The 25,064-nt window shown below is 71.0% G+C and carries 22 protein-coding genes and 2 tRNA genes; 15 read left to right on the top strand and 9 right to left on the bottom strand.

Annotated features, from left to right (window positions below):
- The first annotated feature begins 740 nt into the window (after nt 1-740).
- From dnaN to ACFVX6_RS09625, 10 genes are all read left to right on the top strand, one after another.
- Nucleotides 741-1,871: a DNA polymerase III subunit beta gene (gene dnaN, locus ACFVX6_RS09670; RefSeq protein WP_243331110.1), complete on the top strand. Its 1,131-nt coding sequence runs from the start codon at nt 741-743 to the stop codon at nt 1,869-1,871.
- Between the two features lie 297 nt (nt 1,872-2,168).
- Nucleotides 2,169-3,044 carry a phosphogluconate dehydrogenase (NAD(+)-dependent, decarboxylating) gene (gene gnd, locus ACFVX6_RS09665; RefSeq protein WP_389689677.1) on the top strand — a complete coding sequence of 292 codons (876 nt, stop codon included), beginning with the start codon at nt 2,169-2,171 and terminating at the stop codon, nt 3,042-3,044.
- Between the two features lie 103 nt (nt 3,045-3,147).
- Nucleotides 3,148-4,284 carry a DNA replication/repair protein RecF gene (gene recF / locus ACFVX6_RS09660; protein WP_389689675.1) on the top strand — a complete coding sequence of 379 codons (1,137 nt, stop codon included), beginning with the start codon at nt 3,148-3,150 and terminating at the stop codon, nt 4,282-4,284.
- Nucleotides 4,281-4,838, top strand: coding sequence for a DUF721 domain-containing protein (locus ACFVX6_RS09655; RefSeq protein ID WP_389689673.1), 558 nt, complete (start codon nt 4,281-4,283; stop codon nt 4,836-4,838). The genes recF and ACFVX6_RS09655 overlap by 4 nt, the downstream gene beginning before the upstream one ends.
- A 559-nt stretch (nt 4,839-5,397) precedes the next feature.
- Nucleotides 5,398-7,449, top strand: a complete 2,052-nt coding sequence (gene gyrB, locus ACFVX6_RS09650) for a DNA topoisomerase (ATP-hydrolyzing) subunit B (protein WP_389689671.1) — start codon at nt 5,398-5,400, stop codon at nt 7,447-7,449.
- Nucleotides 7,450-7,489: 40 nt separating this feature from the next.
- The gene (gene gyrA, locus ACFVX6_RS09645) at nt 7,490-10,105 is read left to right on the top strand and encodes a DNA gyrase subunit A (protein ID WP_389689669.1); all 2,616 of its coding nucleotides are present in this window, start codon (nt 7,490-7,492) and stop codon (nt 10,103-10,105) included.
- 86 nt (nt 10,106-10,191) lie between these two features.
- Complete coding sequence (locus ACFVX6_RS09640; RefSeq protein WP_389689667.1) at nt 10,192-10,737, top strand: DUF3566 domain-containing protein; 546 nt, start codon at nt 10,192-10,194, stop codon at nt 10,735-10,737.
- A gap of 106 nt (nt 10,738-10,843) precedes the next feature.
- Nucleotides 10,844-10,917, top strand: a tRNA-Ile gene (locus ACFVX6_RS09635).
- A gap of 145 nt (nt 10,918-11,062) precedes the next feature.
- A complete protein-coding gene (locus tag ACFVX6_RS09630; RefSeq protein ID WP_208809277.1) occupies nt 11,063-11,197 on the top strand; it encodes a DLW-39 family protein in 135 nt (44 codons plus the stop codon).
- Between the two features lie 124 nt (nt 11,198-11,321).
- Nucleotides 11,322-12,629, top strand: coding sequence for a hypothetical protein (locus tag ACFVX6_RS09625; RefSeq protein WP_389689665.1), 1,308 nt, complete (start codon nt 11,322-11,324; stop codon nt 12,627-12,629).
- Between the two features lie 8 nt (nt 12,630-12,637).
- Here ACFVX6_RS09625 and ACFVX6_RS09620 read toward each other — a convergent pair whose 3' ends face one another.
- The gene (locus ACFVX6_RS09620; RefSeq protein WP_389689663.1) at nt 12,638-13,906 is read right to left on the bottom strand and encodes a serine/threonine-protein kinase; all 1,269 of its coding nucleotides are present in this window, start codon (nt 13,904-13,906) and stop codon (nt 12,638-12,640) included.
- A 50-nt stretch (nt 13,907-13,956) separates the two neighbouring features.
- Entirely contained in the window at nt 13,957-14,508 is a 552-nt protein-coding gene (locus tag ACFVX6_RS09615; protein WP_243331094.1) for a DNA-binding protein, read from the bottom strand.
- A gap of 159 nt (nt 14,509-14,667) precedes the next feature.
- Between ACFVX6_RS09615 and ACFVX6_RS09610 the strand changes: the two genes are divergently transcribed.
- A tRNA-Ala gene (locus ACFVX6_RS09610) sits at nt 14,668-14,740 on the top strand.
- A 72-nt stretch (nt 14,741-14,812) separates the two neighbouring features.
- Here ACFVX6_RS09610 and ACFVX6_RS09605 read toward each other — a convergent pair.
- Nucleotides 14,813-15,655 (bottom strand): hypothetical protein, encoded by an 843-nt coding sequence (locus ACFVX6_RS09605; protein WP_389689661.1) that lies wholly within the window; start codon nt 15,653-15,655, stop codon nt 14,813-14,815.
- A 2-nt stretch (nt 15,656-15,657) separates the two neighbouring features.
- Nucleotides 15,658-15,783: a hypothetical protein gene (locus tag ACFVX6_RS09600; RefSeq protein WP_327305735.1), complete on the bottom strand. Its 126-nt coding sequence runs from the start codon at nt 15,781-15,783 to the stop codon at nt 15,658-15,660.
- Between the two features lie 244 nt (nt 15,784-16,027).
- Between ACFVX6_RS09600 and ACFVX6_RS09595 the strand changes: the two genes are divergently transcribed.
- Complete coding sequence (locus ACFVX6_RS09595; protein WP_389689659.1) at nt 16,028-17,041, top strand: LuxR C-terminal-related transcriptional regulator; 1,014 nt, start codon at nt 16,028-16,030, stop codon at nt 17,039-17,041.
- Here the strand turns inward: ACFVX6_RS09595 and ACFVX6_RS09590 are convergent.
- The 4 genes from ACFVX6_RS09590 to ACFVX6_RS09575 form a co-directional block, all read right to left on the bottom strand.
- Nucleotides 16,976-18,034 carry a DMT family transporter gene (locus tag ACFVX6_RS09590; protein ID WP_389689657.1) on the bottom strand — a complete coding sequence of 353 codons (1,059 nt, stop codon included), beginning with the start codon at nt 18,032-18,034 and terminating at the stop codon, nt 16,976-16,978. The genes ACFVX6_RS09595 and ACFVX6_RS09590 overlap by 66 nt on opposite strands.
- Before the next feature lie 50 nt (nt 18,035-18,084).
- The gene (locus tag ACFVX6_RS09585; RefSeq protein WP_389689655.1) at nt 18,085-18,819 is read right to left on the bottom strand and encodes a 2OG-Fe dioxygenase family protein; all 735 of its coding nucleotides are present in this window, start codon (nt 18,817-18,819) and stop codon (nt 18,085-18,087) included.
- 93 nt (nt 18,820-18,912) lie between these two features.
- On the bottom strand, nt 18,913-20,118 hold the full coding sequence (locus ACFVX6_RS09580) for an argininosuccinate synthase-related protein (RefSeq protein ID WP_389689653.1): 1,206 nt from the start codon (nt 20,116-20,118) through the stop codon (nt 18,913-18,915).
- A gap of 246 nt (nt 20,119-20,364) precedes the next feature.
- The gene (locus ACFVX6_RS09575; RefSeq protein WP_389689651.1) at nt 20,365-21,057 is read right to left on the bottom strand and encodes a hypothetical protein; all 693 of its coding nucleotides are present in this window, start codon (nt 21,055-21,057) and stop codon (nt 20,365-20,367) included.
- A 266-nt stretch (nt 21,058-21,323) separates the two neighbouring features.
- Between ACFVX6_RS09575 and ACFVX6_RS09570 the strand changes: the two genes are divergently transcribed.
- Complete coding sequence (locus tag ACFVX6_RS09570) at nt 21,324-22,142, top strand: isocitrate lyase/phosphoenolpyruvate mutase family protein (protein ID WP_389689649.1); 819 nt, start codon at nt 21,324-21,326, stop codon at nt 22,140-22,142.
- Nucleotides 22,143-22,281: 139 nt separating this feature from the next.
- Here the strand turns inward: ACFVX6_RS09570 and ACFVX6_RS09565 are convergent, their stop codons facing one another.
- Nucleotides 22,282-23,772: an MFS transporter gene (locus tag ACFVX6_RS09565; protein WP_389689647.1), complete on the bottom strand. Its 1,491-nt coding sequence runs from the start codon at nt 23,770-23,772 to the stop codon at nt 22,282-22,284.
- Nucleotides 23,773-23,874: 102 nt separating this feature from the next.
- Here ACFVX6_RS09565 and ACFVX6_RS09560 point away from each other — a divergent pair, with 102 nt between their 5' ends.
- Both ACFVX6_RS09560 and ACFVX6_RS09555 read left to right on the top strand, forming a co-directional pair.
- A complete protein-coding gene (locus tag ACFVX6_RS09560; protein WP_389689645.1) occupies nt 23,875-24,354 on the top strand; it encodes a MarR family winged helix-turn-helix transcriptional regulator in 480 nt (159 codons plus the stop codon).
- A gap of 113 nt (nt 24,355-24,467) precedes the next feature.
- Nucleotides 24,468-24,974 carry a LysM peptidoglycan-binding domain-containing protein gene (locus ACFVX6_RS09555; protein WP_389689643.1) on the top strand — a complete coding sequence of 169 codons (507 nt, stop codon included), beginning with the start codon at nt 24,468-24,470 and terminating at the stop codon, nt 24,972-24,974.
- Nucleotides 24,975-25,064 lie beyond the last annotated feature (90 nt).

Genomic DNA, 25,064 nt, shown 5'->3' with positions numbered 1-25,064 from the left:
ACTCATCCACAGATTGGGCGACTTTCTTTCGTCCACACCCTGGGGACGGGCTGCGCCGCCCACAAAACTGTCCACAGGGCCCAGGTGTGAGGCACCATCAGGGCTGGTCAGCCCCCTGTGGATTTGTGCGCAACGACTATCCACAGGCTGTGGACAAAATATTCATCCACAGGTCCGTCCACCGCGTTGTCCACCGGTGGTCCACAGCTTCCCGGGTCCTGTGCACAGGATCAGACGAGTTCCCCACACCGTTGTCCACTGTTCGGCAACGAGAAGCCCCCTGTCACCGCCCCGAGTGAAAGCGGTCACACCGAAGTCGACGTTTGGGTTGTGGAGTACTCGGGAAAACCTGGGGACGCACCTGTGGAGTAATCGGGGTCATCTGGGGATGGCCTGTGCAGAACTTTTCGTTCTCCACAGAGACGCCTGGTTGTCCACCGGTGTCACCCACAGGGTGTGGGGATAAAAAACGCGGGCTGACCTGCAAAAACACTGTTATCCACCGTTTCCACAGGCCCTACTACTACCCCCATAGAGAGTTAGCCCGGTTTCGGTTTTCAAGCAGGTCCTGTGCACAACTCCGTGGATCGCCCTCCCCGACACCTCGCTCCCGACTTGACCGCCGGCAGCGACGACTGTCGGCGCCGTACGTCAGACTGGTCCCCGGCATCGGTCGAGGCATCGACGAGCCGACGACGAAGGCCGGCAGACGAGCGAGCAACAGCAGGAGGCGGTTTCCGGTGAAGATCCGGGTGGAGCGCGACGTACTCGCGGAGGCGGTGGCCTGGGCTGCCCGTAGCCTCCCGGCCCGGCCGCCGGTGCCCGTTCTCGCGGGCCTGCTGCTGAAGGCCGAGGAGGGCAAGCTGTCCCTCTCCGGCTTCGACTACGAGGTTTCGGCCCGGGTCTCCGTCGAGGCGGACGTCGAGGAGGACGGCACCGTCCTGGTCTCCGGCCGGCTGCTCGCCGACATCTGCCGCGCCCTCCCCAACCGTCCGGTGGAGATTTCCACAGACGGTGTACGGGCGACCGTGGTCTGCGGCTCCTCGCGATTCACGCTCCACACCCTGCCTGTGGAGGAATACCCGGCACTGCCGACGATGCCCACCGCGACCGGCACCGTGCCCGGCGAGGTCTTCGCCTCGGCCGCCGCCCAGGTCGCCATCGCCGCCGGCCGCGACGACACGCTGCCCGTGCTGACCGGTGTCCGCATCGAGATCGAGGGCGACAAGGTCACCCTCGCCTCCACCGACCGCTACCGCTTCGCGGTCCGCGAGTTCCTGTGGAAGCCCGAGGACCCCGAGGCCTCGGCCGTGGCCCTGGTGCCCGCCAAGACCCTCCTGGACACCGCCAAGTCGCTCACCAGCGGCGACACGGTCACCATCGCGCTGTCGGGCTCCGGCCAGGGCGAGGGCCTCATCGGCTTCGAGGGCGCCGGCCGCCGCACCACCACCCGCCTCCTCGAGGGCGACCTGCCGAAGTACCGCACGCTGTTCCCGACGGAGTTCAACTCGGTCGCCGTGATCGAGACCGCCCCGTTCGTCGAGGCCGTCAAGCGCGTGGCCCTCGTCGCCGAGCGCAACACCCCGGTCCGCCTCAGCTTCGAGCAGGGCGTGCTGATCCTGGAGGCCGGCTCCTCCGACGATGCACAGGCTGTGGAGCGCGTCGACGCGAAGCTGGAGGGCGACGACATCTCGATCGCCTTCAACCCGACCTTCCTGCTGGACGGCCTGAGCGCGATCGACTCGCCGGCCGCGCAGCTGAGCTTCACCACGTCCACCAAGCCGGCGCTGCTCAGCGGCCGCCCGGCGGTCGACGCCGAGGCCGACGAGGCGTACAAGTACCTGATCATGCCGGTCCGCCTCTCCGGCTGAGACCGGGAAACGACGCGGCAAGCCCCTCGGGCCCGGCCCCGCTTCCCGCGGGACCGGGCCCGAGGGGCTTGCCGCCTCCGGCCCGCGCAGCCCCGTAGAAGCCCCACAGGGGCCGTGTGGCGGGCGGGCAGGAGCCCGTACGGAGCCTCGTGCGCGGCCCGCCCGGCGCCTCGGCGCCGACACCCGGAGTGCCCGTGGCGCCGGGCGGCACGGCCCGGCGTAGGCTCGGCACGGGGGGATGTCCCCGGGCAGGGGTGAACCCCGGCACAGACGGCCACAACGCTTAAGGAACACCTGATGGAGCTTGGTCTCGTCGGTCTCGGCAAGATGGGCGGCAACATGCGCGAGCGCATCCGCCGCGCCGGCCACACCGTCATCGGATTCGACCGCAACCCGGACCTCGCCGATGTCCACAGCCTGTCGGAACTTGTGGACAGCCTGCAGGCCCCCCGCGTGGTGTGGGTCATGGTCCCGGCCGGCGCGGCGACCCAGTCCACCGTGGACGAGCTCGCCGGACTGCTCTCGCCGGGCGACATCGTCGTCGACGGCGGCAACTCCCGCTGGACCGACGACGAGAAGCACGGCGCCGAACTGGCCGCCAAGGGCATCGGCTTCGTGGACTGCGGTGTCTCGGGCGGCGTCTGGGGCCTGGAGAACGGCTACGCGCTGATGTACGGCGGCGACAAGGAGCACGTCGCGGCCGTCCAGCCGATCTTCGACGCCCTCAAGCCCGAGGGCGAGTTCGGCGCCGTGCACGCGGGCAAGATCGGTGCCGGCCACTTCGCGAAGATGGTCCACAACGGCATCGAGTACGCCATGATGCAGGCCTACGCCGAGGGCTGGGAGCTCCTGGAGAAGGTCGACTCGGTCACCGACGTCCGCGAGGTGTTCCGGTCCTGGCAGGAGGGCACGGTCATCCGTTCCTGGCTGCTGGACCTGGCCGTGAACGCGCTGGACGAGGACGAGCACCTGCAGCAGCTGCGCGGCTTCGCGCAGGACTCCGGCGAGGGCCGCTGGACGGTCGAGGCCGCGATCGACAACGCCGTGCCGCTGCCCGCGATCACGGCCTCGCTCTTCGCGCGCTTCGCGTCCCGCCAGGAGGACTCCCCGCAGATGAAGATGATCGCCGCGCTGCGCAACCAGTTCGGCGGCCACGCGGTCGAGAAGAAGTAGTCCACAACCGCTCCACAGGTCCACAGGTCCACACCCTGTAGGTCCACAGCCTGTGGAGCGGAGTACGACAGAGCAGCAGGAAGCCGGGGGAGGTCGGCGCCACATGCACGTTTCGCATCTCTCGTTGGCCGACTTCCGCTCGTACGCCCGGGCCGAGGTTCCCCTCGACCCGGGCGTCACCGCTTTCGTGGGCCCCAACGGGCAGGGCAAGACCAATCTCGTCGAGGCGATCGGCTACCTCGCGACCCTCGGCAGCCACCGCGTCTCCGCGGACGCCCCGCTCGTGCGGATGGGCGCCGAGCGCGCCGTCATCCGGGCCGCGGTCACCCAGGGCGAGCGGCAGCAGCTCGTGGAGCTGGAACTGAACCCGGGCCGCGCCAACCGGGCCCGGATCAACAGGTCCTCGCAGGTCAGGCCGCGGGACGTACTGGGCATCGTGCGTACGGTGCTGTTCGCCCCCGAGGACCTGGCGCTGGTCAAGGGCGACCCCGGGGAGCGGCGCCGGTTCCTCGACGAGCTCGTCACGGCCCGCTCGCCGCGCATGGCGGCCGTCCGCTCGGACTACGAGCGGGTCCTCAAGCAGCGCAACACCCTGCTGAAGTCGGCGGCGATGGCCCGCCGGCACGGCGGCCGCTCCATGGACCTGTCCACGCTCGACGTGTGGGACCAGCACCTGGCGCGCACGGGCGCGGAACTGCTGGCCCACCGGCTCGACCTGATCGCGACCCTGCTGCCGCTGGCGGACAAGGCGTACGAGCAGCTCGCGCCCGGCGGCGGCCCGCTCGGCGTGGCCTACAAGTCCTCCGCGGGCGAGCAGGTGGACAGCGGCGAGGTGCGCACCCGCGAGGCCCTGTACGAGGTCCTCCTCAGCGCGCTGGCCGAGGTGCGCAAGGGAGAGATCGAGCGCGGGGTGACCCTGGTCGGCCCGCACCGCGACGACGTGGTGCTGCGCCTCGGGGAGCTGCCGGCCAAGGGGTACGCGAGCCACGGAGAGTCCTGGTCCTACGCGCTGGCCCTGCGGCTGGCCTCCTACGACCTGCTGCGCTCGGAGGGCAGCGAGCCGGTGCTGATCCTCGACGACGTGTTCGCGGAGCTGGACGCACGGCGCCGGGAGCGGCTGGCGGAGCTGGTGGCGCCGGGCGAGCAGGTGTTGGTGACGGCGGCGGTGGACGACGACGTGCCCGGGGTGCTGGTCGGGACCCGGTTCGCGGTGGCCGGCGGGGAGGTGACCCGGCTGTGAGCGGCAAGGAGCAGGGCCCACCGTCGCAGGAAGGGCCGCAGGACCCGCCGCGCAAGGCGGCCGAACCCTCCGGGGTGGACCTGGCGCGCCAGGCGCTGGCGGCGGCGCGCGAGCAGGCACGGGCCCGTGGCAACGCGGCGCAGAACAAGAAGGGCCGCTACCAGCCGGGCCTGCGCTCGGGCGCCCGCGCCGACGGCCGGGACCCGATGCCGCTGATGGCGGCGCTGGACCGGCTGCGCACGGAGCGCGGCTGGGAGATGCCGATGGCGGTGGCGGGCGTGATGGAGCGCTGGCCGGAGATCGTCGGCCAGGACATCGCCACGCACTGCGTGCCGGACAAGTACGAGGACCGCGAGCTGGTGGTGCGCTGCGATTCCTCGGCGTGGGCGGCGCAGCTGAAGCTGCTGGCCCCGCAGCTGGTGGCGCGGCTCAACGCGGACCTGGGGCAGGGCACCGTCCGGCTGATCAAGGTCCACGGCCCGGGCGGCGGGCCGAAGCGGTACGGCCCCTGGCGGGCCCCGGGGAGCACCGGCCCGGGGGACACCTACGGGTGAGCCCGCGGCCCTGACTCGGCGGGCCCGGCTCCGCGCGCCCGAACGCGGGGCGCCCGAACGCGGGGCGCCCGAACGCGGGGCGGTCGAACGCCGGGCGGTCGAACCGGCGTGCTCGACCGTGCGTGTTCCGGTCGTGCCCGTGCCCGGTCCCTTCCCCGGCCCCGTGCCGCGGTGTCCGCAGGCCCCCTGCCCCGGTGTCCGCAGCCCCGCTGGCGCGCGCACCCGTACGGGTGAGTAGAGATCCGGTGGACGAACGTACGGACGGCTGTGCGGGTGGTGTCCCTCACGGTAGCGGGAGGTTGACAGCCCGAAGCGCTCAATGCCCGTGTGAGCCTCTTTGGGCCCCTCCCCGGATATGGGGAGTCGGAGAGAGGAGTTTCGGGGCGGCACATGCGGACTCAGGGACCGGCAAACGCCCATTCATGGGGGTGATACCGGTAGACTGAACGAGAATCCCGCGCACGCGCGGGATTCAGTCGAGTAAAGCTGACCACCGCTGACAACGCAGATCGACGCAGCCGCTCCTGCTTGCATGCCTGCTGGCCCCGGAGTCCGGCCTGTGCTGTGCCAGAAAGGGCGCTTCGTGGCCGATTCGGGCAACCCCAACGAGAAGAACAAGTCCGCCGGGAACGGTGAGGACAAGGCGTACGACGCAGGTGCCATCCAGGTCCTGGAGGGCCTGGACGCGGTCCGTAAGCGGCCCGGTATGTACATCGGCTCGACCGGCGAGCGCGGCCTGCACCACCTGGTGCAAGAGGTCGTCGACAACTCCGTCGACGAGGCCATGGCCGGGCACGCGGACACCATCGACGTGACGATCCTGCCGGACGGCGGCGTGCGCGTCATCGACAACGGCCGCGGCATCCCGGTCGGCATCGTGAAGTCCGAGGGCAAGCCGGCCGTCGAGGTCGTGCTGACGGTCCTGCACGCGGGCGGCAAGTTCGGCGGCGGCGGCTACGCCGTCTCCGGTGGTCTGCACGGCGTCGGCGTCTCCGTCGTGAACGCCCTGTCGACCAAGGTCGCCGTCGAGGTCAAGACCGACGGCCACCGCTGGACCCAGGACTACAAGCTCGGTGTCCCGACCGCGCCCCTCGCCAAGAACGAGGAGACGTCCGAGACCGGCACCTCGGTGACGTTCTGGGCCGACCCCGACATCTTCGAGACGACCGAGTACTCCTTCGAGACGCTCGCGCGCCGCTTCCAGGAGATGGCCTTCCTCAACAAGGGCCTGACCCTCACGCTGACGGACGAGCGCGAGTCGGCCAAGGCGACGGTGGGCTCGGACACGGCCGAGGTGACCGACGACGACCAGGCGCGCACGGTCAAGTACTACTACGAGGGCGGCATCGTCGACTTCGTGAAGCACCTGAACTCGCGCAAGGGCGAGCTCATCCACCCGACCGTCATCGACGTCGAGGCCGAGGACAAGGAGCGCATGCTCTCGGTCGAGATCGCGATGCAGTGGAACTCGCAGTACACCGAGGGCGTCTACTCCTTCGCGAACACGATCCACACGCACGAGGGCGGTACCCACGAAGAGGGTTTCCGCGCGGCGATGACGGGTCTGGTCAACCGCTACGCGCGTGAGAAGAAGTTCCTCCGCGAGAAGGACGACAACCTCGCCGGCGAGGACATCCGCGAGGGTCTGACGGCGATCATCTCGATCAAGCTGGGCGAGCCGCAGTTCGAGGGGCAGACGAAGACCAAGCTGGGCAACACGGAGGCCAAGACCTTCGTGCAGAAGGTCGTCCACGAGCACCTCAACGACTGGTTCGACCGGAACCCGAACGAGGCCGCGGACATCATCCGCAAGTCGATCAACGCGGCCACGGCGCGCGTCGCGGCCCGCAAGGCCCGCGACCTGACGCGCCGCAAGGGCCTGCTGGAGAGCGCCTCGCTGCCGGGCAAGCTGTCGGACTGCCAGTCCAACGACCCGACCAAGTGCGAGATCTTCATCGTCGAGGGCGACTCGGCCGGCGGCTCCGCCAAGTCCGGCCGCAACCCGATGTACCAGGCCATCCTGCCCATCCGCGGCAAGATCCTGAACGTCGAGAAGGCGCGCATCGACAAGATCCTCCAGAACACCGAGGTCCAGGCGCTGATCAGCGCCTTCGGCACCGGTGTCCACGAGGACTTCGACATCGAGAAGCTGCGCTATCACAAGATCATCCTGATGGCTGACGCCGACGTCGACGGCCAGCACATCAACACCCTGCTGCTGACCTTCCTGTTCCGCTTCATGCGGCCGCTGGTCGAGGCCGGGCACGTGTACCTCTCGCGCCCGCCGCTCTACAAGATCAAGTGGGGCCGGGACGACTTCGAGTACGCGTACTCCGACCGCGAGCGCGACGCCCTCGTCGAGCTCGGCAAGGGGCTGGGCAAGCGGATCAAGGAAGACTCGATCCAGCGCTTCAAGGGTCTGGGCGAGATGAACGCCGAGGAACTGCGCATCACCACCATGGACGTGGACCACCGCGTGCTCGGCCAGGTCACCCTGGACGACGCCGCGCAGGCCGACGACCTGTTCTCGGTGCTGATGGGTGAGGACGTCGAAGCCCGGCGCTCCTTCATCCAGCGCAACGCCAAGGACGTTCGCTTCCTCGACATCTGAGTCGGCTCAGCTGACCGCTCGAAAGGACTTCTGACCAGCAATGGCCGACGAAACCACCCCCACCGCCGCGGAATCCGCGGAGGAGCAGCCCGTCATGCGCATCGAGCCCGTCGGGCTCGAAACCGAGATGCAGCGCTCCTACCTCGACTACGCGATGTCCGTCATCGTCTCCCGCGCACTGCCCGACGTACGGGACGGCCTCAAGCCGGTCCACCGTCGCGTGCTCTACGCGATGTACGACGGCGGCTACCGGCCCGAGAAGGGCTTCTACAAGTGCGCCCGCGTCGTCGGCGACGTCATGGGTACGTACCACCCGCACGGTGACTCCTCGATCTACGACGCCCTGGTCCGCCTGGCCCAGCCGTGGTCGCTGCGCATGCCGCTCGTGGACTCCAACGGCAACTTCGGCTCCCCGGGCAACGACCCGGCGGCCGCGATGCGCTACACCGAGTGCAAGCTCATGCCGCTGGCCATGGAGATGCTCCGGGACATCGACGAGGAGACCGTCGACTTCAAGGACAACTACGACGGCCGCAACCAGGAGCCGACCGTCCTGCCGGCGCGGTTCCCGAACCTGCTGATCAACGGCTCCGCGGGCATCGCGGTCGGCATGGCCACCAACATCCCGCCGCACAACCTGCGCGAGGTCGCGGCCGGTGCCCAGTGGGCGCTGGAGCACCCGGAGGCCTCGCACGAGGAGCTCCAGGACGCGCTCATCGAGCGGATCAAGGGCCCGGACTTCCCGTCGGGCGCCCTGGTCGTGGGCCGCAAGGGCATCGAGGAGGCGTACCGGACCGGTCGCGGCTCCATCACGATGCGCGCGGTGGTCGAGGTCGAGGAGATCCAGAACCGCCAGTGCCTGGTGGTCACGGAGCTTCCGTACCAGACCAACCCCGACAACCTGGCGCAGAAGATCGCCGACCTGGTGAAGGACGGCAAGGTCGGCGGCATCGCCGACGTCCGCGACGAGACCTCGTCCCGGACCGGCCAGCGCCTGGTGATCGTCCTCAAGCGCGACGCCGTCGCCAAGGTCGTGCTGAACAACCTGTACAAGCACACCGACCTGCAGACGAACTTCGGCGCGAACATGCTGGCGCTGGTGGACGGCGTGCCGCGCACGCTGTCGATCGACGCGTTCATCCGCCACTGGGTGACGCACCAGATCGAGGTCATCGTCCGGCGCACGAAGTTCCGCCTGCGCAAGGCGGAGGAGCGCGCCCACATCCTGCGCGGTCTGCTCAAGGCGCTGGACGCGATCGACGAGGTTATCGCGCTGATCCGGCGCAGCAACACGGTCGAGATCGCCCGCGAGGGCCTGATGGGCCTGCTGTCGATCGACGAGATCCAGGCGAACGCGATCCTGGAGATGCAGCTCCGCCGCCTCGCGGCCCTGGAGCGGCAGAAGATCGTCGCCGAGCACGACGAGCTCCAGGCCAAGATCAACGAGTACAACGCGATCCTGGCCTCCGAGGAGCGCCAGCGTCAGATCGTCAGCGAGGAACTGGCCGCCATCGTCGAGAAGTTCGGCGACGACCGGCGTTCCAAGCTGGTGCCCTTCGACGGCGACATGTCCATGGAGGACCTGATCGCCGAAGAGGACATCGTCGTCACGATCACCCACGGCGGGTACGTCAAGCGCACCAAGACCGAGGACTACCGCTCGCAGAAGCGCGGCGGCAAGGGCGTGCGCGGCACGAAGCTGAAGCAGGACGACCTCGTCGACCACTTCTTCGTGTCCACCACGCACCACTGGCTGCTGTTCTTCACGAACAAGGGCCGGGTCTACCGCTCCAAGGCGTACGAGCTTCCGGACGCCGGCCGCGACGCCCGCGGGCAGCACGTGGCGAACCTGCTGGCCTTCCAGCCGGACGAGAAGATCGCCCAGATCCTCGCGATCCGCGACTACGAGGCCGCCCCGTACCTGATCCTGGCCACCAAGGGCGGCCTGGTGAAGAAGACGGCGCTCAAGGACTACGACTCGCCCCGTTCGGGTGGCGTCATCGCCATCAACCTGCGGGAAACCGAGGACGGCAGCGACGACGAGCTGATCGGCGCCGAGCTGGTGTCCGCCGAGGACGACCTGCTGCTCATCAGTAAGAAGGCGCAGTCGATCCGCTTCACGGCGACCGACGACGCGCTGCGCCCGATGGGCCGCGCCACTTCGGGCGTGAAGGGCATGAGTTTCCGCGGAGGGGACGAACTGCTCTCCATGAGCGTGGTCCGGCCCGGTACGTTCGTCTTCACCGCGACCGACGGCGGCTACGCCAAGCGGACGCCGGTGGAGGAGTACCGCGTCCAGGGCCGTGGTGGCCTGGGCATCAAGGCGGCGAAGATCGTGGAGGACCGCGGGTCGCTCGTCGGGGCGCTCGTGGTGGACGAAACGGACGAAATCCTCGCCATCACGCTCAGCGGTGGTGTGATTCGTACGCGCGTCAACGAAGTACGGGAGACCGGCCGTGACACCATGGGCGTCCAGCTGATCAACCTGGGCAAGCGGGATGCCGTCGTCGGTATCGCCCGCAACGCGGAGGCCGGTCAGGAAACTGACGAGGTCGACGACAGCGAGAACGAGATCGGGACCGAGGCGGCCGTCGAAGGACGGGCCGCCGAGGCTGCCGAGGGCACGGAGCCCTCGGCTGGGGAGCACGAGGAGTAAGCGTGAGCGGAGCCACGGGCGCCGGACCGGCCCACACTGGAGCGAACGGTGCCCGTGGCCCCGCCGCGGACTCTCAGGGGGGAACCGTGACGGACACCCGAGGACCGCAGCCGCCTCAGTCGCCGCAGACTCAGGCCGGCCCTCAGCAGCCCTACCACCCGCCGCAGGCGTACTCGGTGCCCCAGGGCCCCGGGACGCCGCGGGGGGCGGGCGACCCCGGTGCGCAGCGCAAGCCGCGCACGGGGGCCCGTATGGCACCCAGGACGCGCAAGGCGCGGCTCCGGGTGGCCAAGGCCGACCCCTGGTCGGTGATGAAGGTCAGCTTCCTGCTGTCGATCGCGCTGGGCGTGTGCACGATCGTCGCGTCGGTGGTGCTGTGGATGGTCATGGACGCCATGGGCATCTTCTCCAGCGTCGGCGGCACGATCAGTGAGGCGACCGGCTCGAACGAGAGCAACGGCTTCGACCTCCAGACCTTCCTGTCGCTGCCGCGCGTTCTGATCTTCACGACGGTGATCTCGGTCATCGACGTGGTGCTCATGACGGCGCTGGCGACCCTGGGCGCGTTCATCTACAACCTGTCGGCGGGCTTCGTCGGCGGTGTGGAGCTGACGCTCGCCGAGGACGAGTAGGCCTCCGAGAACGGGGCGGATGACCTGCGCAGACGGGCCGTCGCCATCGATTTTGGAGTCACCGGGTCTGTGCGCTAACCTTCAGAAGTCAGCGCGCAGCGCGGATGGGGCTATAGCTCAGTTGGTTAGAGCGCATCCCTGATAAGGATGAGGCCACAGGTTCAAATCCTGTTAGCCCCACAGTGTCGAAGACCCCCAGGCCCATGGTCTGGGGGTCTTTGTCGTTGGGCCAGTTGGTGCAGTGGTAGGTCACCGATCGGTATCGGTCGGTGTGTATTGTTGGGCGCCAGAAGTCCCCTACGTCAACGAAAGACGAGGTCGCGCGGTGAAGAAGCTGCTCCTGGTCGCACTGGCCGCCATCGGCGGGCTCCTCGTGTACCGCCAGATCCAGGCGGACCGCGCAGAGCAGGACCTGTGGACGGAGGCAACCGACTCCGTGCCTTCTGGTTCCGGTGTGTGAGACCCGAGGTTGATCTCAGAGCCCCGACTGCCGCTGCGGTCGGGGCTTTGTGCTGCTCTGTGACGAAATATTGCAATATGCAAAGAACATGCTTGCGTTGGCAAACTCGGGGTGGGTGCGCGTGATGGGTGGGGTACGTCGGGTACGGACGGCCGCGGCGGTGACGCTGGCCGCCCTCGGGCTGGTCGCGGCCCTGCCGGGGGCCGCGGGCGCGGCGGGGACCCCGCAGCCGGTGCCGTCCTACCGGGGCGCGGACGGGGCGCAGACGGTGGCGGGCAAGCCCTCCACGGCCGGCGCCCCGGAGTTGAAGACGGGGTCGGTCTACAAGGACTCGATCGCGCCGGGGGAGCGGTACTACCGGCTCAACCTCGACGGCAGTTCGAGCGTGTACGTCTCCGCCGTGCTCCAGCCCCCGGGCAGCGCCAAGGTGAGCTACAGCGACGGCCTCGAGGTGGAGGTCCTGAACGCCGAGAACCGCTCCTGCCCGGGCAGCCCGGGGCGGGCGGCCTTCGGCTACGACCCCGTCCCCCTCAGCGCCGTCGGAGCCCGGGTCCGGCAGGAGGACGCCGACTGCCAGGGGGCCGCCACCTACTACGTCAAGGTCACGCGCGAGGCGGCCAAGGACGGGGAGCAGGCGGACTGGCCCCTGGAGCTCAAGGTCCAGCGCGAACCGGAGCTCGGCGGCGGCAACGCGCCCACCGCGGCCCCCAGCGTCTGGCCCTCGGCCTCCCCGACCCTGCCGGGCAGCGATCCGTCGCAGCGCGCCGGCGGGACCGGCTTCAACGACGCGCGGGCGCTGAACACGGGGGTCTGGAGCGACGAGCTGCGGCCCGGCCAGACCCGCTACTACCGGGTGCCGCTCGACTGGGGGCAGCAGCTCGGGCTCGCCGCCGAACTCTCCGCCGGCACGCTGACGAAGGACTCCGGGTACGCCCCGTCCGGGCTCACCGTCTCGCTGTACAGCCCGTACCGGTCCCTGGTCGACGACAAGGACACCACCTACGACGGGAAGCAGGCGGGGCTCACCCTGCCGCGGACACCGCCGGTGGCGTACGAGAACCGCTTCTCCTCCGACCGGAAGGCCGGTGCGGTCCGGGTGGCCGGCTGGTACTACATCGCGGTCACCATGGCCGGGAAGGTCGGGGAGTTCACCCAGGACGCGGCGCCCGTCCCGCTGACCCTGCGCATGGAGGTCATCGGCGCGCCGGCCAAGGCCCCGGCCTACGCGGAGGACCTCGCGGCCGCCGGGTTCGGGGTGGGGGCCCAGGACCGTACCGCGGCCAAGGAGGGCACCACGGCCGTGGAGGCCGACGCCGCCGCCGCGAACCGGTCGGTGATGCGGGTGGTCGCGGGCGCCGGCTTCGGCACGGGGACGCTGCTGCTGCTCGTGCTGGGCGGCTGGATCCTGCTGGCCCGGCGGCGCACCCCCTAGGGCCAGCCCTACATCTGGGTCAGGGCCCAGATCCCGACGGCGAAGCACAGCACCGCGGCGAGCAGGATCCCGGCGGTGACCTTCGCGGGCGGGGGCGCGAGGGTGGTCGCGCGGGGTACGGCGGGCGCCGGCGCGGCGGCGGGAGGCGTGGGCTGCTGGTACGGATACGGGGCCGTCGTCTGCGGATGCGGATGCGGCTGTGTCTGCTGCGTCGGGGTGGTCGCGGCCAGGGGCGGCGGGAGGTGGAAGCTGCCCGTCTCCGAGGGGCCGAAGACCCCGAGGGGAGCGGTCGCGGGCGTGGGGACATCGGCGGGCTGCGCGGGCGCGGTGGGCGGGGCCGTCGGCAGCGTCCTCGGCAGGGCCGTCGGAGGGGTCTCGTACGCGGGTTCCTGGGGCGCGCGGGGCGTGAAATCGGGCGGCACCGGGCCCAGTTGGTCGAACACCTCGACCGCGCCGACCGGATCCCCGTCCGGGTCGGGCGGCGGCAGCAGCTCCACGGCCTCGGCGAGGGCCCTGCGCGCCCCGGTGGCCGTCTGGAACCTGCTCCGGGGGTCCGGCTGGAGCAGCGCGGCCAGGACGTCCCACAGCGGCGCGGGAACGCCTTCCGGGGCACCGGGGGTGCCGTGGGTGAAGAACTGCTCCACGAGGGCCTGGGAGTCGGGCTTGGCGCCCTTCAGCAGGTAGAGGCCGACCAGTCCGACGGCGAACAGGTCGGCGGTGAAGTCCGGTTCGGCACCCAGGAGTTGTTCGGGGGCGAGGTAGCCCGGGGTGCCGACCACGTAGGCGGTCTCGGTCAGTCGGGGCTCGCCCTTGCGCATGGCGATGCCGAAGTCGGACAGCCGCAGGTGCGGCCGCCCGGTTCCAGTGGCCTCCATCAGGATGTTGGCCGGTTTGATGTCGCGGTGCACGACACCCTCCGCATGCACCGCCGCCAGCCCCGACAGGAGCTGGTCGAGCAGCGTGCACACGAACCGGGGCGGCAGGGCCCCGTAGTCCCCGATCACATGGGCGAGGGAACCGCCGGCGACGAGGTCCATGGTGAAGAGGACCTTGTCGTCGTCCGCCGCCCAGCTGGCCGGGGCCAGTACGTGCGGGTGATCGATCCGCAGCGCCTGCTCGCGGACGAACCGCAGCAGGGTGTGGGCATCGCTCTGCAGGAGGACCTTCGCTGCGACGTAGCGGCGGCGCCGGTGGTCCCAGGCACGCCATACGGCGCCGGCGCCGCCACGCCCGATCGGGTCGATCAGTTCGTACCGGCCGGCGAAGATCTCACCCATTGCTGCGCCCGTCCCCCGTCGTCAGCTGTGTCCGTTGCGTGCGCGGCGTGTCAGTTCTGGTGCGCCTCGTAGTGCGCGACGGCGTCGGACGTGCGGCCCGCTCCGTACACCCGGAGGAACTCTGCCAGTTCCGGGTGGGTCGGGGCGAGGGTGTCCGCCGCGTCGATGATGTCGCCCGCCGCGGAGACCGAGCGCAGCAGCGACTGGATCTCGCGCACGACGCGCTTGACGGTGGGTGCGCCGGAGCCGGTGGCGGCCTGGCTGGTGCTGTTGCTGAGGACGGAACCTCCCTGGGTCTTCTTGATCTCGTCCATGCGGTCGGTCGCCTCGCCCGCGCTGACGCTCCCGTCGGCCACCTGGCCGGCGAGGTCCTGGAGAGCCTGAACCCGCTGGACCACGGCGGGGTTTCCGATCTTGGCCCGCTGACCGCTCATCAGCTGGGACAGCATCGGAGCCGACAGCCCGAGGACGGCAGCGAGGCGGGCCTGGTTCAAACCGAGGTCATCTATGAGCCGGCGGAAAAGCGCGCCGAGCGGCTCCCCGTACCAACTCCGCTGGAGTTCCCTGGCTCTGGCGGTCGCCTCTTGCTGTACTGCGTCCACTCTTACTACTCCCCTTCGCTGGTGCGAACCTCGCGAGCATCTTACGGAGAGTGGTCGCGGGGCGGGAGTCCCTATCATTTTGCGGGATGAGGGGGTACACCCGGTACTCTGTCCTACGGAACGGCCACACCCTCCCAGGGAACAGCCGCGTCCGGATCCGGGGCCTTAGCTCAGTTGGTAGAGCGCTGCCTTTGCAAGGCAGATGTCAGGAGTTCGAATCTCCTAGGCTCCACAGTTGAAAAACCCTGTCTGACCAGCGGAAACGCCGGTCAGGCAGGGTTTTTTCGTGCCCGGCTCCGCGTGGTCAGCGGGCGCCGGGGCGGCGGCACAGTTCGTGGAGCCGGGAGATGCGCCAGCCTTCGCCCAGGGGTGCGCCCCGGGGGGTCAGCAGGACGCCCGAGTTCGCCCGTACCGCTTCGGTGAGTGCCGGACCGCGCAGGTCCGGAGAGGCGGTGAGGGTCCGGGCGAGGGCCGTGACCGCGCTGTCGGCCCGGCGCACCGCGCAGGAATGCGCGTGGACGGCCCAGACTTCGAGGCCCGCCGCGTACGAGTCGAGGGAGCCGAAGGTGCCGAGCCCGCAGTCGGCGGGGATCAGCACCGGCCCCTTGGGCGCCACCGCGCGGGCGAGACGCAGGCAGAGTTCCTGGGGGGCCAGTACCGCGAGGACGTCCCTCGCGACGACGGCCGCGGACGGGGCCGTGGCCAGGCCGGCCGCGGCGGCCTCCTCTCCGACCCGGCGGGCCAGCTCCGTCCACTGCGCGCTGCCGTCGTGCAGGGTCGAGAGAGAGGCCGCCCCCAGTGCGGCCGCTCCCTCGACGATCAAGCGCGGCAGGGAGTCCTCGTCGGGGGCCCAGCTGAGCGCGGTGGCCTCGGGCGGCAGGAAGGGCAGCAGGCAGGTCAGCCCCGCCGCCCCGTAGGCCGCCGCCGCGACCTTGCCGCGGGCCGGGTCGCTGTGTCCGACCACCGCCGCGTAATCCCCTGCCACGACGTCGTCCTCGACGCCCGCGGTCTCGTCGTGCACGCGCCAGTCGGCCGCCGCGGGGTGCTCGGCCTTCGCCCGCTCGATCCTTCCGAGGAGCGCCGCCCCCCAGGCGGCCCGGGGGCCGGTCAGCGGGGCGACGACCGCCACTTCCGGTCGCCTCGTCATGGTCAGCCCCAGATGAAGGAGTCGGTCGAGGCGGCCGCCGGCTGTTCCGCGGCGAGGGCCGCGGGGGCGCCGCCGAGGACGAAGGCGGCGGCGATCACGGCGAGCAGAGCGGTGCGGACACGAGACATGGAGAACCCCCGGAAGACGTGTGCTGTGGTGTGGGACCAGCATGCTGCGGGCGCTTCGGCGGTGGCTACGGATGCGAAGTTCCGGGACCGGCCATGGCCAGGGGCGGACACGGCGGGCGGTCCGGCAGCCGCTCCCACCTCTACGAATGTCCGCATGCCGGACCTCACTGGCCGTAGTGCGGACCGCTTCTTAGGATCGCGGGTGCGAACCGCGGGGGGTGGTTCGCCGAGCCGAGGGGGCGGTGTGGACGACGTACGGGCCAAGGCCCAGGAGCTGTACCGGATCGCATTGGACGACGCGTCCTGGCGACCGGAGCTCGTCACCGTGGAACGCGGTTGGACCGACCCGGAGTTCGCGGAGTCCCTGCGTCTGCTCAACCGGCTCGGGCTGTTCGTCCCCTCGCCGGAGACGCGCAACGGCTGGACGGCGCTGGCCCCGGACACGGCGCTGCGCAACCTCCTGCTGGAGGAGGAGCAGCACACGGGGGCCCTGCTCTCGGCCGTGCAGCAGACCCGGGCCGCGCTCGCCCAGGTCGTCACGGACTTCCAGCCGGTGCACGCCCGGGAACTGTCCTCCGTACAGATGGAGGTGGTCACCGGCGCGGCCAACGTCTCGGCCGCCCTGGAGGACGCCTCGCAGCGGGTCGAGCGCGAGGTGCTCTCCCTGCACCCGGGCCGGGCGCTGCCCGCCGAGATGATCGAAGCGGGCCTGGAGCGGGACCGGTTGGCGCTCGGCCGCGGGGTGCAGATCCGTACCATCCACCTGGGTTCGGCGGCGGCCGTGCCGCACATGAGCGCGTACCTGCGCAGCCTGAACACCGCCGGTGCCCAGGTGCGCACCGCGCACACCCTGCCCCTGCGGCTGATCGTGGTGGACCGCTCCCTGGCCATCGTCCCCGCCCCCGAACCGGTGGACGGGGACATCGCCGCCGTCGTACTGCGCGGGGAGACGCTGGTCGGCGTCCTGCGCGGGATCTTCGAGCACTGCTGGGCGGCCGCCAGCGTGCTGGGCGAGGCGGGCACCGCGGCGAGTACGGCGGCCCCGGAGGGCGAGGGCGGCTGGCAGCCCACCGGCCGCCACCGCGAGCTGCTGCGGATGCTGGAGGGCGGACTGACGGACGAGACGATGGCCCGCAAGCTCGGGGTGTCCGAGCGCACGGTCCGCCGTCTCGTCTCCGAGCTGACCGAACGGCTAGGCGCGGCCAGCCGGTTCCAGGCCGGGGTGTGCGCGGTCCGGCTCGGCTGGCTCGACGACTGAGGCGGCGGCCGCGGTGTGCGCGGCGGCCTCGTTCGGGGCGGCCTCCTCGGCGGTGGCCGTGTCCGTGGTGGCGGGGTCCGTGGTGGCCGGGCCGGCGGCGGCCGTGCGGCCCCAGGCGGTGCCCGCGAGGACCAGCAGCGCGCCCGCCAGGCCGAGCAGTCCGGGCCGGTCCCCGGCCAGGGCGATGCCGAACACGGCGGCCCACACGGGCTCGGTGCCCAGCAGGAGGCTGACCCGCGAGGGCGAGGTCTTGCGGACGGCCCACATCTGCGTGAAGAAGGCGAAGAGCGTGCAGAACACGGACAGGTAGACCAGCCAGAGCCAGTCGGACGCGTCGAACGCGGCGGCGGCCGCCCACGGGGTGCCGCCGGTGCCCGGAGCGAAGGACAGCAGGGCGAACACCGTGACCGCGCTGCCGAGTTGGAGCGTGGTCATCGACATCGAGTCCGCTCCCTCGACCGACTTCATCCGCGACATCGCGAGGACGTGGACGGTACGGGCCAGGGCCGCGCCCAGCATCAGCAGGTCGCCGAGGGAGGGCGCGGTGAAGCCGGCCCCCTGGGTCAGCAGCAGGACGCCCGCCACCGACAGCCCGGCCGCCGCCATGAACGGGCGCGGCAGCGCGGTCCCGCGGATCCGGCTCTCCGCGATCGGGGTGAAGATCATCGTGAGGCTGATGATGAGCCCGGCATTGGTCGCCGAGGTGTGCACCACCCCGTAGGTCTCCAGCAGGAAGATCCCGGCGAGGATCAGCCCGAGGACGCCCGCGCCGCGCACCTGCGCCCCGCTGAGGGCGCGGAGCTTGCGCCACCCGGCGATGACGAGCACGGGCAGGGCCACCGCGAACCGCAGCACCAGCACCGCCAGCACGGTCTGGGTGGTGGTGACGCCCTTGGCGGCCAGGTAGCTCGATCCCCACACCACTGCGACCAGCAGTACGGGCAGATCGGTCAGCCAGGCGCGGCGGGCCGCGACGGTGGCGGTGGCGGTCATCGGGACTACTCCTACGGGGTGTGGGGGAGGGCGGAGCGCGGGGGCCTGCTTCAGCGGGCGGTGTAGGCGATCACCAGGACGTCGCGGTGGGCCGCGGTCTCGGGGTCGACGGGCTGCAGCCCGGTCACCGAGTGCAGGGTCCGGCGGTCGTCGCCGAGCAGGAGGTCGCCGGGCTCGGTCAGGGTGGTGGTGAGCAGGTGCTCGCCGGCGTCGGTGTAGACGCCGCTCTCGCCGCCGGTGACGTTGGTCCGGCCGATCATCAGCGAGGTGATGAAGGTGACGCCGTCACGGTGGCGGCCCTCGGGGGCCGGCTGCCCCTCCTGGTCGGCGGAGGCGATGATCCGGTACGGGTGGAGCTTGATGTTCCAGGTCTTCGTACCGTCGACCGCCGTGAAGATCCGGCCCAGTTCGACCAGGACCGACCGCAGGAGCTGGTCGCCCACGAAAGCACCGGTCAGCGGCTCGAAGACGCGCTCCACACCGCCGTTGAGGGGGTTGACGTCGGTTTCCTGGCGGTAGGGCTCGTGGGGGAGCAGGCTGAGCTCGCCGGAGTCCGCGTCGAGCTCGAACTGGCCGTAGCGGCGGAAGCGGTAGGTGCCGCCGTCGGCCATGTGCGTGTCGAGCGTCAGCTCGTCCCAGTGGGAGGCGAAGCGGGCCCAGTCGGAGGCGTCGGCGTCGACCAGGTCGGAGAGGGCCCGGGAGGGCATCAGGTGCCCGCCGGGTCCGGCGAGGGCGGCGGTGGCCTCGAGCGCGACGGGGTGCGTGGTGGAAGCGGCAGTGCTCATGGAAGTGCTCCGTGGAAACGAGGAAGAACAGTCGGTACGGGGAAGCGCGGGTCGGGGAAGCGCGGGTCGGGAAAGAGCGAGTCGGGAAAGAGCTCAGACGGCCGTGAGCAGGGCGTCGGCGCGGGCGAACGGCGCGGACTCGGCTTCGATCGCCCGCTCCTCCCATGCCTCGCGGTCCCGCAGGTACAGCGGCTTGACGGCGTTGATGGCCCGGGTGTCCGCCCCGCCGGTCCGCAGCCGCCAGGTCACCGAGCCGGTGGTGCGGGCGGCGCAGGTGTCCATGAACGCCTGGACGGTGAGGCGCAGGTCGCCGAACCAGCGGCCCTCCAGCGCCTCGCGCACCCAGACCTGCTCCAGGTGGCGCTTCTCCCGGATGAGTTCGGCGTCCAGGCAGGCGCTCTCGACGTGCCGGTAGCTGCTCAGCAGCAGGTAGGCGCCGGGCATCTCGCGGATCTCCAGCACCTTCTCGCCGTGGTCCAGGTGCTCCAGGCCGGAGTAGCGGCCGAGACCGTAGGCGCCCACCCGGTGGTTGAGCTGGTCGATCAGGTCGGTGAGCGGCATCGGCACCCCGTCGACGGCGACCGGGAGACCGCGCTCGATGGAGACGGTCAGCGTCTCGGAGTCGCCGGGCAGGGCGGTGGGCCGGCTCCAGGTGTACATGTCCTCCGGGACCGCGTGGCGCTCCGGGTCGTCGAGGATCCCGGACTCGAACTCGCGGCACCACAGGTTGGAGTCACCGCTGACGATCCGGCCGGCGAGCAGGTCGATCCCCGCGGACCGCAGCTCGACCAGCTTCTCCTCCCGGGTGACCGGGTCCAGGTCGTACGGGCTGCCGAAGCTGCCCTCCCAGCCGAGCAGGGTCAGCGCGCCGTTGAGCCGGCGCAGGGTGTTCTGCGAGCGGTTCGCGGTGTGCAGGACGGTCTGGGCGCCGAGGGCGCGTGCCAGGTCGACCGCGCTGCGGGCGATGAGCGGGCGGCTGAGGGTGGAGCTGACCGGGTGGATGCCGAGGTAGACGGCCTGGGCGGCGATCGCGGGGGCGACGTAGTGGCCGGCGAACTCCTCGCGCCGGTCGAGGATGTGGATGGTCGCGCCGAGCGCCTCCGCCACCTGACGCTTGTACTGGCTCGACTCGTCCTCGCCGATGTCGACGCTGACGGCGTGCACGTCGCGGACGCCCATGCGGCGCAGCCGCAGCAGCAGGTACGAGCTGTCGAGGCCACCGCTGAACAGGGTGACGACGGGACGGTTCGGGTCCAGGGTGTCGAGCTGCGAGAAGGAACGTATGAGCGGGGACTGCATGGTCTCTCCAACCTTGGCGCGGTTCACAAGAGAGGAGATTTCCCTGTGGCGGACTTCCGGACAATGGATTCCGGCCTTCCGCGCCCGGCCATGACCGGTCCCGGACGCGGCCCCGGCCGGAGCTCCGACCGCATGGGAAGAGCCCCCTCGGCCCCGTGGAGGGCGGGATCGAGGGGGCTCTCGGGTCTCAGAGCTCGGGTCAGGGGTCTGAGGGTCAGGGGTGCTACGGGAGGCCCGGTACGGGGGTCAGGCGCGGGTGCGGGCCTTGCGGGCGCGCAGCGTCAGGGCGGTGGCGAGGGCGGCGAACATCGCGGCGAGTCCGGCACCGATGGCCGCGGTGTTGACGTCGTCCTGGGGGGCGAGCTCGGCGCCCGCGGCGACCGGGCCCTTGGGGACGACGACCGTCTGCGGCTTCGCGTCGGTGGCGGGGGTCGCGGACGGCTTCGTGGCGGGCTTGGCGGAGGGCTTGGTGACCGGCTTCGCGGAGGGCTTCGCGGACGGCTTGGCGGCGGGCTCGGCCTTCGGCATCAGCTGGAAGGTCGAGGCGCCCTCGCCCAGCACGTGGATGTCGAATCCCTCGCCGTTGTTCGTGAGCTTGTACTCGACGCCGTCGAGGACGGCGAGGGTGTGGGTGCGGTCGAGCTTGGCCAGGACGCGGCCGGTCCAGCCGGCGCCCGGCTTCGGGTTGGCGGCGGCGGCGCGGATCCAGACCTCGGGGCCCTCGGACTTGTTGCGCAGCACCGCGATCTTGCCCTTGCCGAGCTGGACGATCTGACCGTCGTAGCGGTCGTTGCCCGAGGGGTCCGCCGACGCCGACGCCGATACCGCGGTCACGGTCTGCGCGGCCTGGGCGGGCGCGGCGATGGCCGTCGCGGCGGGGGCCAGGAGGGCTCCGGCGAGGGCGGCGGTGACGATCGAGGTACGGAGGGCGGTACGCACAACGACTCCTTGGAGCATGGTCGGGAAGGGGCGGAGAGTCGCATGCCGCGGTGTCGCTGTCGGGGTTTCGTCCGGTCAGGTCTGCGGGGCTGCTGATGAGAAATCTACGGATCTTGATCGGTCGGAACGTGGGATTCCTGTCATGGCTGAGTAACAGGCAGTGGTCGCAAGAACGCCGGATGACCAGCGAGCTCCCCGGTTAGAGTCCCCTGTCCGTGGATTGATGTGACGGGCCTTTAGAAGACGTACGGCTGAGGAGAGTTCGGATGACCGTGGAAGCGAAGAGCACCGAGAAGGCCCTGCGGCTGCGGGAGCTGGGCGAGTCGCTGCTCGTCCTGCCCAACGCCTGGGACGCGGGCAGCGCGGCGGTGATCGAGTCGGCCGGAGCGGCGGCCATCGCCACCACCAGCGGGGGCGTGGCCTGGTCGATCGGCCGCGGGGACGGACAGCACGCGACGAAGGCGGAGATGCTGGCGGCGGCCGCGCGGATCGTGGCGGCCGTGGACGTCCCGGTCACCGTGGACATCGAAGGCGGCTACGAGGACGTCGCGGCCACCGTGCGCGAGGTGGTGGCGGTGGGCGCCGTCGGGATCAACCTGGAGGACTCGAAGGCGGCCGACGGTACGCTCCACACCGCCGCGGAGCAGGCCGAACGGATCCGCACCGCCCGTGCGGCGGCCGCCGCGGCCGGGCTGCCGGAGCTGGTGATCAACGCCCGTACCGACGTCTTCCTGTTCGGGATCGGCGAGGAGTCCGGCCGCCTGGCCGACGTACTGGCGCGGGTGGAGGCGTACGCGGCCGCCGGGGCCGACGGGATCTTCGTGCCGGGGCTGCTGGACCTGGACACCCTGGGCGAGATCGCGCGGGGCCCGCTGCCGGTCAACGCCATGGCCGGGCCGGGCGGTCCGTCCGTCGCCGAGTTGGCGAAGGCCGGGGTGCGCCGGGTCAGTGTCGGGACCGGGGTGGCGCAGGCGGCGTACACGGCGGCCCGCGCCGCGGCGGTGGAGGTGCTGGAGCAGGGGACGTACGGGGCACTCGAAGGGGCGGTCGACTACGGGACGCTCAACGGCCTCTTCGTGAAGTAGAACCCCCCGGCCTGCCCGCGGGGTGAAACTGCTGTGGGCCGCTCCGGTGTGCGGAGCGGCCCGCAGCTGTGGACACCGTCGCACGGGTCGGCCCGACCTCGGCCTTCCCCGATGTTTCACGTGAAACATCGGGCGGCGGTCACCGGCGCCGGCCGGTCCGCAGCAGGGTCGCTGCCACCACGAGCGCCGTGAGCATCAGCCCGGCTCCGATGCCGAAGGCCAGGTGGTAGCCGGAGGTCAGAGCTGCGGCGCGGTCGAGGCCGGTGCCGAGCGCCGCGTTGGTGCGGGCGGCCGCCAGGGTGGAGAGGACGGCGACGCCGAGGGCCATGCCGATCTGCTGGGTGGTGTTGAACAGGCCCGAGGCGAGACCCGCGTCCTGCTCGTCGGCGCCGGACATTCCGAGCGCGGTGAGGGCGGGCAGGGCCAGGCCGAAGCCGGCGGCCAGGAGCATTACGGGGAGCAGGTCGGTGACGTAGTCGGCGCGGACCGGGAGTCGGGTCAGCAGGCCCAGGGCGGCGACGAGCAGGGCGAGTCCGGCGAGCAGGACGGCCCGTTCGCCGAAGCGGGCGTTCAGCGGGGCCGAGGCGAAGAGGGAGACCCCGCCGATGACCACGGCCGCCGGGAGCATCGCCAGGCCGGTCTCGGCGGCTCCGTAGCCGAGCACGTTCTGGAGGTACAGGGCGACCAGGACCTGGAAGGAGAACAGCGCGGCCACCATCAGCATCTGGACCAGGTTCGCGCCGACCACGGTCCGCGAGCGGAAGATCCGCAGCGGTACCAGCGGGGTGCGGGTGCCGGCCTGGCGTGCGGTGAAGCCGGCGAGCAGGGCGACCGAGAGCGTGCCGAGGCCGAGGGTGTGCGCGGAGATCCAGCCGTAGCCCTCCACCTCGACGACGGTGAAGATGCCGAGCATCAGGCCTGCGGTGACCAGGAGGGCGCCGATGACGTCGGCCCCGGCGCGCAGACCCGGCCCGGCATGAGCGCTGTCGGCGGGGAGCGCGGGCAGGGCCAGTGCGAGCGCGGCCAGTCCTATGGGCAGGTTGATGAAGAAGATCCAGTGCCAGTCCAGGGCGTCGGTCAGGACCCCGCCGAGCACCTGGCCCAGGGAGGCTCCGGCCGCGCCGGTGAAGGAGAAGACGGCGATGGCCTTGGCCCGCTCGCGCGGTTCGGTGAACAGCGTGATGAGGATGCCCAGGCTGACGGCGGCGGCCACGGCGCTGCCGAGGCCCTGCAGGAACCGGGCGGCGATCAACACCTCGGGGGAGCCGGCGAATCCGGCGAGCAGGGAGGCTCCGGTGAAGATGCCGGTGCCGGCCAGGAACATCCGCTTGCGGCCGATGAGGTCGCCGAGCCGGCCGGCGAGGAGCAGCAGGCTGCCGAAGGCGATCAGGTAGGCGTTGACGACCCAGCTGAGTCCGGCGGGGGTGAAGCCCAGGTCCTTCTGGATGGCCGGCATCGCGACGGTGACGATGCTGCCGTCGAGGACGGTCATCAGGACGCCGGTCGACAGCACCCCGAGGGCGGTCCAGCGGGAGCGCAGCCCGCGCGGTGCGGCCGGGGTGGCGGAGGAGGTGGGAGCGGCGGTGGAGGGGGCCGGAGCAGGAGCGGAGGGAGCGGCGGTGGCAGGCATCTGTGTCCCCAGTCGGTGAGCGGCGGGCTGACTTAGTAAGACCGTATCAGATAGTTCCGTTGTAGACGATCTGTTGGAGACTGAATTGCTAGACTGGTGGACATGACAGCCATGGCACCCGCACAGAACGAGCCGGACCTCTCCTTCCTCCTGGACCACAGCAGCCACGTCCTGCGCACCCGGATGGCGGTGGCGCTCGACCGGATCGGCCTCACGGCACGGATGCACTGCGTGCTCGTGCACGCGCTGGGGGAGGAGCGGACGCAGATCCAGCTCGCCGAGATCGGGGGCATGGACAAGACGACGATGGTCGTCACCGTCGACGCCCTGGAGAAGGCCGGACTGGCCGAGCGGCGGCAGTCCGGCACGGACCGCCGGGCCCGCGTCATCGTCGTCACCGAGAAGGGCGCGGCCCTGGCGCAGGAGAGCAGCCGCATCGTCGACCAGGTGCATGCCGAAGCCCTCGCCTCCCTTGCCGACGCGGACCGCGCGGCCGTGCTGCGGGTACTTAACCTGCTGGTCAAGGGTGATCTGGAGACTCCGTCGGAGAGCCCGAGGCCGGCCCGCAGGGCCCGCCAGTAGCAGAGCGGCATCCCCCGGATGGCCCCGTCACAGGGCCGTCCCGGGCCTTCTGGCCGACAGTGGAACAAGGCACTCAGCCCAGGGGGGCACCACCATGCCGGAGGCGTACGCACATGGGACTGTTCGACTTCATGAGGTCCGACAAGAAGAAGGAACAAGCCGAGAAGGCCGCCCAAAAGGCGGCTGAGCAGGTGCAACAGCAGGCTGCGGACGCCCCGGCGCCGCCGTCCGCGATGCCCGGCGACACCGGGACCAAGTACACCGACTCGGCGGCGGCGACCAAGGCGGCCGCCGAACGCATGGCGGCAGCGGCGCCGCCCAAGGCCGCACCGATGCCGCCCAAGGCCGCACCGGCGCCCCCCGTCGCACGGCCCGCTCCGCACACGCCCACGCCCACCTCCGCCGCGCACAAGGCGGTACCCGCGGCGCCGATGCCGAAGCCGGCGCCCAAGGCGCAGCGCACGTACATCGTCCGCTCGGGCGACTCGCTCTCCGCGATCGCCCGCCGCGAACTCGGCAACGAGGGCCGGTGGCGCGAGCTCTACGCGATGAACAAGGGCGTCATCGGCTCGAACCCCGACATGATCCACCCGGGGATGAAGCTCAACCTCCCCGGCTGAACGGGGCAACACAACGAGAGTGGGGCCCGGGTACAGGTAAGGATCCGGGCCCCCCAAACGGTGTGGGTTTAGAAGCGGGGCTTGGGCTTA

The sequence above is a fragment of the Streptomyces sp. NPDC058289 genome (assembly GCF_042880975.1).
GTDB lineage: Bacteria > Actinomycetota > Actinomycetes > Streptomycetales > Streptomycetaceae > Streptomyces > Streptomyces stoeckheimensis.
The sequence above is the reverse complement of the archived record's forward strand: the minus strand, read 5'-3'. Positions and strand labels throughout refer to the sequence as shown.